9 protein-coding genes are annotated in these 12245 nt (G+C 72.4%); 5 read left to right on the top strand and 4 right to left on the bottom strand.

Annotated elements, in window-relative coordinates; all coding sequences use genetic code 11:
• Nucleotides 1–428, bottom strand: a 428-nt coding sequence (locus IG69_RS0114755) for a DMT family transporter (RefSeq protein WP_030528939.1), incomplete at its 3' end; no start/stop codon positions are given.
• 781 nt (nucleotides 429–1209) lie between these two features.
• Here IG69_RS0114755 and IG69_RS0114750 point away from each other — a divergent pair.
• Nucleotides 1210–1749, top strand: a complete 540-nt coding sequence (locus IG69_RS0114750; RefSeq protein ID WP_030528938.1) for a DinB family protein — start codon at nucleotides 1210–1212, stop codon at nucleotides 1747–1749.
• 20 nt (nucleotides 1750–1769) lie between these two features.
• On the opposite strand, the gene IG69_RS0114745 is transcribed toward IG69_RS0114750, so the two are convergent.
• Nucleotides 1770–5327: a TM0106 family RecB-like putative nuclease gene (locus IG69_RS0114745; protein WP_030528937.1), complete on the bottom strand. Its 3558-nt coding sequence runs from the start codon at nucleotides 5325–5327 to the stop codon at nucleotides 1770–1772.
• 53 nt (nucleotides 5328–5380) lie between these two features.
• Nucleotides 5381–6940, bottom strand: a complete 1560-nt coding sequence (locus tag IG69_RS0114740; protein WP_030528936.1) for a dolichyl-phosphate-mannose--protein mannosyltransferase — start codon at nucleotides 6938–6940, stop codon at nucleotides 5381–5383.
• 56 nt (nucleotides 6941–6996) lie between these two features.
• Here IG69_RS0114740 and rsmI point away from each other — a divergent pair, with 56 nt between their 5' ends.
• The 4 genes from rsmI to IG69_RS0114720 all read left to right on the top strand — a co-directional run bounded on the left by rsmI (nucleotide 6997) and on the right by IG69_RS0114720 (nucleotide 11394).
• Nucleotides 6997–7833, top strand: coding sequence for a 16S rRNA (cytidine(1402)-2'-O)-methyltransferase (gene rsmI, locus IG69_RS0114735; protein WP_030528935.1), 837 nt, complete (start codon nucleotides 6997–6999; stop codon nucleotides 7831–7833).
• A gap of 107 nt (nucleotides 7834–7940) precedes the next feature.
• Nucleotides 7941–8648 (top strand): succinate dehydrogenase cytochrome b subunit, encoded by a 708-nt coding sequence (locus IG69_RS0114730; protein WP_030528934.1) that lies wholly within the window; start codon nucleotides 7941–7943, stop codon nucleotides 8646–8648.
• A gap of 11 nt (nucleotides 8649–8659) precedes the next feature.
• Complete coding sequence (locus IG69_RS0114725) at nucleotides 8660–10660, top strand: fumarate reductase/succinate dehydrogenase flavoprotein subunit (protein ID WP_030528933.1); 2001 nt, start codon at nucleotides 8660–8662, stop codon at nucleotides 10658–10660.
• On the top strand, nucleotides 10657–11394 hold the full coding sequence (locus tag IG69_RS0114720) for a succinate dehydrogenase/fumarate reductase iron-sulfur subunit (RefSeq protein WP_030528932.1): 738 nt from the start codon (nucleotides 10657–10659) through the stop codon (nucleotides 11392–11394). Before IG69_RS0114725 ends, IG69_RS0114720 begins: the two co-directional genes overlap by 4 nt.
• Nucleotides 11395–11469: 75 nt before the next feature.
• Here IG69_RS0114720 and IG69_RS0114715 read toward each other — a convergent pair whose 3' ends face one another.
• A complete protein-coding gene (locus IG69_RS0114715) occupies nucleotides 11470–12216 on the bottom strand; it encodes a CPBP family intramembrane glutamic endopeptidase (RefSeq protein WP_030528931.1) in 747 nt (248 codons plus the stop codon).
• Nucleotides 12217–12245 lie beyond the last annotated feature (29 nt).

Genomic DNA, 12245 nt, shown 5'->3' with positions numbered 1-12245 from the left:
TACGAGATAGGAGTCCGTCTCGTGGGCTCGGAGATGTGTATAAGAGACAGGTGTTCCCACGTGGCAGCCAGGACTGGGGCAAGGCCCAGCGAGACCACGGTGGAGATGCTGACCCCGACGAGGAGCACCGACACGAAGTACAGACCCTGGTACATAGCCGTGCCGACCCCCACTGCAGTCGCTAGCCCCGGATGGGTGCGCATCGTCTGTAGGGCCACGCGCGATCGGCCCGTCAGCATCGCGAAGGCAATCAGGGCTGCTGCCCCTAGTGCCATTCGCCAGGCGCTGACCGTCATCGCCCCCAAGCGATCACGGTCGTGCAGGACGGTAACCACGAGACCACCGGTGCCCCACAGCACGCCGGCGGTACAGACCTGGAGCAGCCCCAAGCGTGCGCTCGGCCGGTCGACAACACGCGCTGCGCCCATTGGCACAACCTAGCGAGGGAGGCGCTGGGCGACCTCAGCCTGTCCGCTGCGGAGTAGCCCGCGGCACAGGGCGATGGCGGTACGCGCTCATCGGCATGTGAGTGAAGATCCAGCAGGTCGCCCGGTGTGCCGTGAGAACTTTCCTTACTGGTTCAAGGCGCGCCTCCGGCGCGCGGGCCTACGGCCCGCCGCCGTGCCGGGCATGCGGCCTGCCGGCCGTTCCGGGCGCGGCGGCGAACCGCAGGCCCCGACCATCTACTCGGGAACCAGGCGCGGTCAGCTCGCCAGTCGCCACCAACCCGACGCGTCACTGTCCGCTCGACTCCGGGACGCGTCAAGGGCGCTTCGCGTCACTGCGTGATGGCCTCCGGCCACCCTGGACACGCCCACTGCGTCGAGCGACCTGCTCCGCTATCGGGTCGCTGGCTCGGAGTGGTCATCGAGGGTCCGATTCGTGTACCCCCCGTGTACCCCCGACCTTGCAGCGAAGGCACCCGGACCAGACGAACCACGACCCCGCTGAGCACGTGACCACTGGCGACGAAGACCCCGGAGGCCTTCGCAATGAGAAGGCCAGGGGTTCGAATCCCCTCAGCTCCACTCGAGAGAAGGGCCGGCGCCAGCCGGCCCTTCTCTCGAGTGGAGTGGGGATTCGGGAGCGGCGCGGGGTCCCCTCAGCTCCACCGATGACGAAGGACCCGGCACGCTTGTCCGCCGGGTCCTTCGTCGTTCCCGGGGAATGTGGTTGCCGCTCGTCGCCCGCCCGGGTTGGGTGGGCGGCATGAGCGACATGTGGAGCGACCCCGCGTCCGACCCCCGCCCCGTCGGCACGCCGGTCGAGGAGCTGGCCGTGCTGCGCCACTACCTGACCTTCCACCGCCTCACCCTCCGGCTCAAGTGCGAGGGGCTCGACGCCGAGCGGCTCGCGCGCCGGTCGGTCCCGCCGAGCAGCCTCAGCCTGCTCGGACTCGTCCGGCACCTGGCCGTCGTCGAGCAGTACTGGTTCCGGCACGTGCTGCAGCAGCTCGAGGTGCCCGACCCGCTCTACGCGGACGACGACGACCCGGACTTCGAGCTGACGAGCGCGACGGGCGACCCCGCCATGGTCGAGGACTCGTTCGCCGCCTGGCAGCACGAGATCGAGGCCGCCGACGCGTGGCTCGACACCCTCGCCCCGGAGGACCTCGGCTCGACGGTCACCCGGCGCGACGAGGAGCTGGCGGTGCGCGACGTGCTCGTCCACCTCGTCGAGGAGTACGCCCGGCACAACGGCCACGCCGACCTGCTGCGCGAGTGCATCGACGGGCGCACCGGCGAGTAGGAGGCCGGCCTCGGACGTGCTCAGGCGACCGGCTGCGGCGCCCCCACGGTCCGGGTCGTGACCGCGGCCTCGCACAGGCGGAGGAAGGCTCCGAGCGCGACGAGCTCGTCGGCGCTGCGCGGCGAGAAGTCCGTGAGCACGCGGGAGCGGACGACGAAGGCCGAGTGCTGCCCGCGCGAGACCGCGACGTTGAGCCGGTGCCGGTCGAGGAGGAACCCCATCCCGCGGGAGACGTCGGAGTGCGACGACGCGGCCATCGACAGGATGGCGACGGCGGCCTCCTGCCCCTGGAAGCGGTCGACCGTGCCGACGGCGACGTCGGGCAGGCCGGCGTCGTCGAGGACCCGGCGCAGCAGGGTGACCTGCGCGTTGTACGGCGTGATGACGACGACGTCGTGCTGGGCCAGCGGTCGGGAGCCGACGGGGGTGCCGTCGGCGTCGCGGGCCCCGGGGTCGGTCCACTCCCGGCCGAGGAGGTCGCGGACGAGGTCGACGACGGCGTCGGCCTCCTCGGGCGAGTGCGTCGAGTTGTCGCGGTGCTCGACGAGGCGCACGTGCAGGCCGGGCTCGACCCCCTCGAGGACCCGACCGGCCGTCACCTCGGCGTTCGAGACGAGCCGCCCCTCGTAGGCGAGGTCGGAGACGCGCGCGGTGAGCGCGGGATGCATCCGCCAGGTCGTCGCGAGGAAGTACCCGAGCTCGGCGGGCAGGACCGAGGCCCCGCCGGCGAGCCAGACGAGGGCGGCGGTGTCGACGGGCTCGGCGTGGACGCCCGTCGTGACACCGGGCAGCTGCTGCGGGTCGCCGAGGAGCAGCAGGCGCTGCGCCGCCACCGACACGGCGAGCGCCTTCGCCAGGGAGAACTGCCCGGCCTCGTCGATGACGAGGAGGTCGAGCTCGCCGCGACCGACGCGCTTGGTGTTGGTGAGGTCCCAGGCCGTGCCGCCGACGACGTACCCGCGCCCGGCGGCGCGGTGCTCGGCCGCGAAGCGGGCGAGGTCGTCGGCCTTCTCCAGGGCGGTCCACGGCGGGTCGGCCGACCGGGCACCCGCCTTGCCGACCTGGTCGGCCGGTACCCCCGCGGACGCGACGAGTGTCGTCAGCACGTTCTCGACGGCGGCGTGGCTCTGGGCGGTGACCCCGACGGCCCAGCCCTGCGCGACGAGCCGGGCGATGACGTGCGACCCGACGTAGGTCTTGCCGGTCCCGGGTGGCCCCTGGACCGCGAGGCAGGAGTCGTCCATCTGCCGCAGCGCGGTGGTGATGGCGTCGACGTAGCCGCCGGGCCCGTCGGCGACGGGCAGGGGGGCGCCGCCGCGCAGCCGCGGCGGGCGGCGCAGCAGGAGGTCGGCGCCGGCCGAGGTGGGGAGGCGACCGTCGGGACGCACCCGCTCGGCGACCTCGGCGAGCGCGTCGTCGATGCTCGCCGTCATCACGTGGTCGCTGGGGACGAGGGCCACGGGGCCGACCTCGTGCGGCGACGGCCCCGGCTGGGTCTCCTCGACCTCGAGCACCTGGCGCACCCACCCGGACGCGGTGAGCGAGTCCTCGGCGGCGCAGACGGTCAGGCCGGAGCCGCTCGCGCCGTGCGCGTCGTGGACCCCGGCGGTGACACCCTCGGGGGTCGGGGTCGCGTACACGGCCGCGACCTTGGCGCCGACCGGCAGCGGGAGGTTGCGCGTCGGCTCGCCGTGCAGCCGCAGCCGACGCCGGGCCTTGCGGGCGCGCGGCGGTCGGTGCCAGTCGTCGACGACCTCGACGTCGTCGACGACGAACACGCCCTCCGCGGAACGCCACTCGCTGATGGGCAGCCGCAGGCGCTCGAAGTGCTCCTGCCACTTCGGCTTGTCCTCCCGGGCGTGGAAGAGCACGGCGGAGCCGACGAGCGCGACCCCCTGCTGCTCGGCGGACCGGTCCGCGGCCACGACGCCGTCGACGTGCGCCCGCACCGCGGCCTCCAGCTCGAGGGCGGCCCGCCGCCGGTCGCTCACCGGCGCCTCCTCGACCTGCTCCGGGGGCGGGGTCGGGGCGTCACCCCACACCTCGCGCCGGCGGGCCAGCAGCCACTCGCGCAGGAGGTAGGTGGACTCGCAGTCCTTCTCGTTGTAGTCGGCGATGGACTTCAGACGCTGCGCGGCCTCGTCGAGGCGTCCGTCGACGAGCGCCTGCTCGTACTCGTGGTACGCCACGATGCTCTCGGCGCCGCCCTGGACGTCCTCCTCGCGCTCGTCCATGTAGAGCGGCTCGAGCTTCTTGATCGAGTACGAGCGCTGCGAGACGCGCAGCGCGGCCCGGACGACGGCGTAGAGGTCGACGAACACGCCGTCGCGCAGGAGCTGGTCGACCTCGTCCTCGCAGACCCCGTGCCGCGCGGCGAGCCGCAGCAGCGCCGAGGTCTCGTACGGGGCGTAGTGGTAGACGTGCAGGCCGGGGAAGCGGCGCCGGCGCTGCGTCACGTGCTGCACGAAGTCGATGAGCGCCTGCTTCTCGCCGGCCCGGTCGTGCGCCCAGAAGGGTCGGAACTCCTGTTCGCCGGTGTCGACCTCGACCATCCCGAAGAGGTACTCCAGCCCCCAGTCGGCCGAGCCGCGCTCGTGCCACAGCGGGTCGCCCTCGAAGTCGAAGAACACGTCACCGGGATCGGGTGGGGGCATCCGGCGCAGGGCCTCGGTGTCGACGAGCTCGTACGACACGGCGCCCTCGGGGTCGGCGTCCTGGCGCAGCTGCAGCCGCGCTTGGGCGACGAGCCGCTCGAGCTGCGGCGGCCGGACGTCGGGCACCGGCTCGGTCCGCGTCGCGAGCTCCTCGACCGTGTGGACGCCGGCCTCGTGCAGGCGGGCCCGGGTCGGACCCCGCATCCCGGCGACGAGCAGCAGGTCGCGTGAGGCCTCGACCTCGGGGGTGCACGTGGCGCACCGCCCGCACGCCAGCCAGCGCTCGTCGCCCCACCGTGCCGGGCCGTCGCCGGCGAGGTGGTCGGTGAGCAGCTGCTCGAGGCGAGCCCGCCGGACCCGGTAGACCGACAGCACGTCGCCGAGCGGCACGTCGCGCACCTCGCCGTCGCCGAGCACCAGCCGGGCGACCGGTGCGACCGGGACGCCGGCCCCCTCGAGCAGCGCCGCGTAGGCCGCGACCTGCAGCAGTGCGGGGACGTTCTCGTGGCGGGCCAGCTTGGTGTCGCTGACGACCCATCCGGCGTCGCTGCGCTCGAGGAAGTCGGCGCGCCCGACGAACGAGCCGTCGAACAGCGTGGCCTGCGACAGCACGGCGGCGTCGGAGGCCAGCGCCTCGAGCGTGGCGTCCATCGCGGCAGCCAGCCCGGCCGGCGTATACGCCGGCGACGGCAGCTGCCGCACCCGCCCGCGGTGCAGGGCGTGCAGCCGCCGCAGCTCGGCGTTCTCGTGCTGGTCGCCGAGCTGGGAGACGCGGCGCAGCATCGCGTCGTCGGGGTCCTCGACGGCCTCGCGCTGCCCGCGGACGACGTCGAGCCCCACGACGAGGGCGAACTCGCACTGCGACGCCGTGCGCAGGTCGCTCGCGCTGAGCACGAGCCGCTGGTCGTCGCCGAGGAGGAACATGGCGGCAACCTACGCCGGGCCCCTGACAGCCCCGTCGACGCCGGCGCCGGCGCTCAGATCCAGCTGGGGAACCACATCCGCCAGTGCCAGTGCTCGTACGGGATGGTGTCGGCGACGTACACCGGGTGGAAGAACGCGAAGAGCGCGAGGGTCAGCAGGAGGTAGCCGCCGACGACGAGCACCCGCGTCCGCCAGCGCACGGGGTCGGGGGCGCGCCGCCCCACCCACAGCCCGAGGAGGAAGGTGACGGCGAGCACGACGTAGGGCTCGAAGGCGACCGCGTAGAAGGTGAAGATCGTCCGGTCCTGGAAGAGGAACCACGGCAGGTAGCCCCCGGCCATCCCCGCGGCGATGGCCCCGGCCCGCCAGTCGCGGCGCACGAGCCACCACCAGAGGACGACGAGCAGCGCGAGGATGCCGAGCCACCACACCGAGATCGTCCCGATCGGGTTGATGGCCTGCGAGCACTGGTCGACCGTGCAGCCGTCGACACCGCGGGTCGGGCTCTCGTAGTAGAAGGACGTCGGTCGCGTCTGGACCATCCACGACCACGGGTTCGACTGGTACGGGTGGGGGCTGCTCAACGTGGTGTTGAAGTCGAACTGCTGGCGGTGGTAGTCGACGAGGCTGCGCAGCGCCGGCGGGAGCCACTGGACGCCCTGCCCGGGGTTCGCCTCCGCCCACTGCCGGTTGTAGCCGACACTCGTGGCGAACCAGCCGGTCCACGAGACGAGGTAGACCGCCGCCGCCGTCACGACCGTCTGGACCACCGCGAACGGCGCGTCGACGAGCAGCGCGCCCCGGGCCCAGTGCCGCACCCCCGCGGTCCGGCGCGCGCCCATGTCCCACCAGACCGTCATGAGGCCGAACGCGGCGATGAAGAACAGCCCCGAGATCTTCGTGCCGGTGCACAGCCCGAGCGACACCCCGGCGACCCAGCGCCACGGCCGCCAGCCGAGCCACGGGCCGCCGCCGCGCGGCCACTCGCCGCGGGCCAGCGCCCCGACCTTCGTCGCGAGCACCTCGCGGCTGCGGTCGCGGTCGACGAGCAGCGCCCCGAACGCGCAGAGGGCGAAGAACATGACGACGATGTCGAGGATGCCGGTGCGCGACATCACGAAGTGCAGGCCCTCGAACGCGAGGAGGAACGCGGCGACGCACCCGAGCGCGGTCGACCCGAACATCCGCCGCGCGACCCGCCCCACGACGAGGATCGACAGCGTCCCGAGCAGCGCGACCGAGAACCGCCAGCCCCAGCCGTTGTCGGCGCCGAGCAGCCACTCGCCGGCTCCGATGACCCACTTGCCGACCGGTGGGTGGACGACGTAGTCGCCCTCGGTCGACGAGAACACGTCCGGGTTGCCCTGCGCGAAGGGCACGTCCGGCTTCTGCAGCGAGCGCAGCGTGTGCATCTCGACGCCGTAGCGGACCATCGACCAGCCCTGCTTGACGTAGTACGTCTCGTCGAAGACGAGGGCCTGGGGCCGGTCGAGCCGCCAGAACCGCAGCAGGCCGCCGACGAGGGCGATGAGCCCCGGGCCGAGCCAGCCCCAGAGGACGTCGGTGGGCCGGTACCCGAGCAGGCGGTGGCGCAGCTCCTCGGTCCGGGTCACCGGCACATCGTAGGTGGGTGGCCTGCGGGTTCCCGGCAGCGTGGGAGACTCGCGGGATGAGCGCCGGCGTCCTCGTCCTCGCGGCCACCCCGATCGGCGACCCCCGCGACGCGGCCCCGCGCCTGCGCGAGGAGCTGGCCACCGCCGACGTCGTCGCCGCCGAGGACACCCGCCGGCTGCGTCGGCTGTGCGCCGAGCTCGACGTCACCCCGGCCGGCCGGGTCCTCTCCTTCCACGAGCACAACGAGTCGGGCCGGGCGGCCGACCTCGTCCCCGAGCTGGTCGCCGGCGCACGCGTCCTCGTCGTCACCGACGCGGGGATGCCGTCCGTCTCCGACCCCGGCTACCGGCTCGTGGCCGCCGCCGTCGAGGCCGGCGTCCGCGTCACGGCCGTCCCGGGACCCTCGGCCGTCCTCACGGCGCTCGCGGTGTCGGGGCTGCCGGTCGACCGCTTCTGCTTCGAGGGGTTCCTGCCCCGCAAGGAGGGCGAGCGCGCCCGCGCCCTCGCCGCGCTCGCCGCCGAACCGCGCACGATGGTCTTCTTCGAGGCGCCGCACCGCCTCGCCCGCGCCCTGGCGGCGATGGCCGAGGCGTTCGGCGGCGAGCGGCCCGCGGCCGTCTGCCGCGAGCTGACCAAGACCTACGAGGAGGTCCGCCGCGGCGGCCTGGCCGAGCTCGCGGGGTGGGCGGAGGAGCACGCGCGCGGGGAGATCACGGTCGTCGTCGCGGGGGCGAGCGGACCGTCGGCGAGCCTCGAGGACGCCGTGGCCGAGGTCGTCGCCCGCGCCGCCGCCGGTGAGCGGCTCAAGGACGCGTGCGCCGAGGTCGCCTCCGCCACGGGGCTGTCGAAGAAGGTCCTCTACGACGCCGCGGTCGCCGCCCGGCGCATCTGAGGCCGCCGCGGGGCCCGGTCTACCTCGGGGTAACCGGGCGCATCTCACACCGTCCCACCCTCGACACCGCTCGATCCCGTCGGAGGCCGGGGATAGGGTTTCCGTTCGTGGCCACCAAGACATCCTCGCGACCTGCAGCGACGGCCCGGCGCACCACCATCGGCCTGAAGATCCTCATGGCGGGGACCGGCCTGGTGTTCATCGGGTACGTGCTCCTGCACATGTACGGCAACCTCAAGGCGCTCGGCGGTGAGGAGTCGTTCAACACCTACGCCGAGCACCTGCGCACCCTCGGCGAGCCGATGCTCCCGTACGCCGGCCTGCTCTGGGTCATCCGCGTCGTGCTGATCCTCAGCCTCGTCGGCCACGCGTACGCGGCCTTCACGCTGTGGAGCCGGGCCGGCAACGCCCGCCGCACCAAGTACGCGGCCGTCAAGACCGCGATGCGCACCGCGTGGATGCGCTGGGGCGGGGTCTTCCTGCTCCTCTTCCTCGTGTGGCACCTGCTGCAGTTCACGATCCTCAAGTTCTCGGTCAACGGCGACAAGCAAGGCGCCTCGATCCAGAACAACCCCTACGAGCTCGTCGTCGCGAGCTTCCAGGTCCCGTGGAACACGCTCATCTACGTGCTCGCGATGGTGGCGCTCGCCTTCCACCTCTCGCACGGCACGTTCAGCGCGCAGCAGACCCTCGGCTGGACCGCCACCCCGCACGCCTACCGCCGCGCCAAGACCATCGGCCACGTCGTCGCCGCGGTGATCGTCGTCGGGTTCCTGATCCCGCCCCTGTCCATCCTCTTCGGCCTGATCAAGTGAGGCACTGACCGATGACCGAGACCACCGTCAACGCCGGCATCGCCCACGGCCTGTACCGCGAGGGCGAGCCCGTCGCCGACAGCAAGGCCCCCGCCGGCCCCATCGCCGGCAAGTGGCGCCAGCGCCAGTTCGAGGCCTCCCTCGTCAACCCGGCCAACCGCCGCAAGCTCGACGTCATCATCGTCGGCACCGGGCTCGCGGGCGGGTCGGCCGCCGCGACCCTCGGCGAGGCCGGCTACAACGTCAAGGTGTTCTGCTTCCAGGACTCCCCGCGCCGGGCGCACTCGATCGCCGCCCAGGGTGGCATCAACGCGGCGAAGAACTACAAGGAGGACGGCGACTCCGTCTTCCGCCTCTTCTACGACACGGTCAAGGGCGGCGACTACCGCTCCCGCGAGACCAACGTCTACCGCCTCGCCGAGGTGAGCGCGAACATCATCGACCAGTGCGTCGCGCAGGGCGTCCCGTTCGCCCGCGAGTACGGCGGCCTCCTCGACAACCGCTCCTTCGGCGGGGTCCAGGTCTCCCGCACGTTCTACGCCCGCGGCCAGACCGGCCAGCAGCTGCTCATCGGCGCCTACCAGGCGCTCGAGCGGCAGGTCGCCGCCGGCACCGTCGAGCAGTTCACCCGCCACGAGATGCTCGAGGTCGTCGTCGTCGACGGCCGCGCCCGCGGCATCATCGTCCGCGACCTCGTCACCGGCGAGATCGAGACCCACCTCGCCGACGCGGTCGTCCTCGGCTCCGGCGGCTACGGCAACGTCTTCTTCCTCTCGACGAACGCGATGGGCAGCAACGTCACCGCCACGTGGCGCGCGCACCGCAAGGGCGCCTACATGGCCAACCCCTGCTACACGCAGATCCACCCGACGTGCATCCCGGTCTCCGGCGAGCACCAGTCGAAGCTGACCCTCATGTCGGAGTCCCTGCGCAACGACGGCCGCATCTGGGTGCCGAAGAACCGCGAGGACTGCGACAAGGACCCGCGCGACATCGCCGAGGAGGACCGCGACTACTACCTGGAGCGGATCTACCCCTCGTTCGGCAACCTCGTCCCGCGCGACATCGCCTCCCGCCAGGCGAAGAACGTCTGCGACGAGGGCCGCGGCGTCGGCCCGATGGTCGGCGACTTCCGGCGCGGGGTCTACCTCGACTTCGCCGACGCCATCCAGCGCCTCGGCCGGGACGCGGTGGAGTCGAAGTATGGCAACCTCTTCGACATGTACGCCCGGATCACGGGCGAGAACCCGTACGAGACGCCGATGCGCATCTACCCGGCGGTCCACTACGTCATGGGTGGCCTCTGGGTCGACTACGACCTCCAGTCGACGATCCCCGGCCTCTTCGTCATCGGCGAGGCCAACTTCTCCGACCACGGCGCGAACCGCCTCGGTGCCTCGGCCCTCATGCAGGGGCTGGCGGACGGCTACTTCGTCCTGCCGAACACCATCCGCGACTACCTCGCGAAGGGGCCGTTCGACAAGCTGACGCAGGAGCACCCGCAGGTCGTCGAGGCCCGCACCTCGGTCGAGCAGCGCACGAAGCGGCTCCTCGAGATCCGCGGCGAGCGCAGCGTCGACTCCTTCCACCGCGAGCTCGGCAACATCATGTGGGAGTACTGCGGGATGGAGCGGAGCGAGGAGGGCCTGCTCAAGGCCATCGACCTCATCCGCGGCCTGCGCGAGGAGTTCTGGCGCAACGTCCGGGTCCTCGGCTCGGGCGACACGCTCAACCAGAGCCTCGAGAAGGCCGGCCGCGTCGCCGACTTCCTCGAGCTCGGCGAGCTCATGTGCATCGACGCCCTGCACCGGCGCGAGTCGTGCGGCGGCCACTTCCGGGCGGAGAGCCAGACCGAGGACGGCGAGGCCCTGCGCCACGACGACGAGTTCCTCTACGTCGCCGCGTGGGAGTTCGGCGGCGGGGACGCGCTGGGCGAGATGCAGCAGCCGGTCCTGCACAAGGAGGACCTCGTGTACGAAGCGATCGAACTCAAGCAGCGGAGCTACAAGTGAATTTGACCCTCAAGATCTGGCGCCAGGCCGGGCCCCGGCACACGGGGGAGCTGATGACCTACAAGGTCAGCGACATCAGCCCGGACATGAGCTTCCTCGAGATGCTCGACGTCCTCAACGAGCAGCTCAACGCCAAGGGCGAGGAGCCCATCGCGTTCGACTCCGACTGCCGCGAGGGCATCTGCGGCATGTGCGGGCTCATGATCTCCGGCGAGGCGCACGGCCCCGAGAAGACGACGACCTGCCAGCTGCACATGCGCAGCTTCCGCGACGGCGAGGTCATCACGATCGAGCCGTGGCGGGCCAACGCCTTCCCGGTCATCAAGGACCTCGTCGTCGACCGCGGCGCGTTCGACCGGATCATCCAGGCCGGCGGCTACGTCTCGGTCAACACGGGCGCGGCCCCCGACGCCCACGCGACCCCGGTCCCGAAGCCGGCGGCCGACCGCGCGTTCATGGCGGCCGAGTGCATCGGGTGCGGCGCCTGCGTCGCGGCCTGCCCGAACGCCTCGGCGATGCTCTTCATGGGCGCCAAGGTCACCCACCTCTCCGAGCTGCCCCAGGGGCAGCCGGAGCGGATGGCCCGCGTCGTCTCGATGGTCGACCAGCACGACGAGGAGGGCTTCGGCGGCTGCACCAACGTCGGTGCCTGCTCGCAGGCCTGCCCCAAGGGCATCCCGCAGGACGTCATCTCCACGCTCAACAAGGACCTGCGCGCGGCCCTGCGCGGCTGAGGTCTCCCGGGAGCTCCCGCGGCACGCACGACCTCGTGCGCGCCGCGGGAGCTCCTGCGTGTGCGGGGTGGCGCGTCAGAGCCAGGAGACGTGAGGCTTGACGAGGGCGTACCCGACGAACGCGACGACGTCGAGGATCGTGTGCGCGACGACGAGCGGCATGACGCGCTTGGTCCGCGCGTAGAGCCAGCCGAAGAGCAGGCCCATGACGACGTTGCCGACGAAGCCGCCGAAGCCCTGGTACAGGTGGTAGCTGCCGCGGATGACGGCGGAGGTGACGATGACCCGCCAGGTGCCCCAGCCGGCCTGCCCCCACCGGCGGAAGAGGTAGCCGACCATGATCGTCTCCTCGAGCACGGCGTTCTGGGCGGCGGCGAGCACGAGCAGCGGCACGGTGAACCACGCGGCCCCGACGAGGTTGGCGGCGGCCACGGTCGTGTTGACCCCGACCGCCTTCGCGACGAGGTAGAGCCCGAGACCCGGGATGCCGACGACGGCCGCGAGCGCCGCCCCGCGCCACAGGTCCTGGGCGGGCCGCCGCAGGTCGAACCCCATCGTGTGCGGCTCGTCGGGGTCGTCGCGCCGCAGCAGGTGGAGGGCCAGCAGCACCGGGACGAGCGCGAGGCCGATGCCGACGAGCTGGTAGGTGACGTCGAGCCAGGGCCGGTCGGGGGTGACCGAGGTGTTCATCGCGGCGGTCTGCTGCGAGAGCGCCTCGGGGCGGGTCAGGCGGTCGACGATGCGCAGGAGCGCGTAGATCGCGGAGGACCCGAGGGAGACACCGAGCACCAGCCAGGTCTCGGTGAGGTGGCGGCGCGGCATGCGGGCCAGCGTAGGTCTCCTCCCCGCGC

Source organism: Phycicoccus jejuensis (assembly GCF_000720925.1).
Classification (GTDB): Bacteria; Actinomycetota; Actinomycetes; order Actinomycetales; family Dermatophilaceae; genus Phycicoccus; species Phycicoccus jejuensis.
Note: the sequence above shows the minus strand (reverse complement) of the source record. Positions and strands in the feature narration are given on the sequence as shown.

Coding starts and splice junctions, on each gene's coding strand:
- rsmI (WP_030528935.1), top strand. CDS start 6,997: ATGAGCGCCGGCGTCCTCGTCCTCGCGGCCACCCCGATCGGCGACCCC.
- IG69_RS0114750 (WP_030528938.1), top strand. CDS start 1,210: ATGAGCGACATGTGGAGCGACCCCGCGTCCGACCCCCGCCCCGTCGGC.
- IG69_RS0114745 (WP_030528937.1), bottom strand. CDS start 5,327: ATGTTCCTCCTCGGCGACGACCAGCGGCTCGTGCTCAGCGCGAGCGAC.
- IG69_RS0114715 (WP_030528931.1), bottom strand. CDS start 12,216: ATGCCGCGCCGCCACCTCACCGAGACCTGGCTGGTGCTCGGTGTCTCC.
- IG69_RS0114725 (WP_030528933.1), top strand. CDS start 8,660: ATGACCGAGACCACCGTCAACGCCGGCATCGCCCACGGCCTGTACCGC.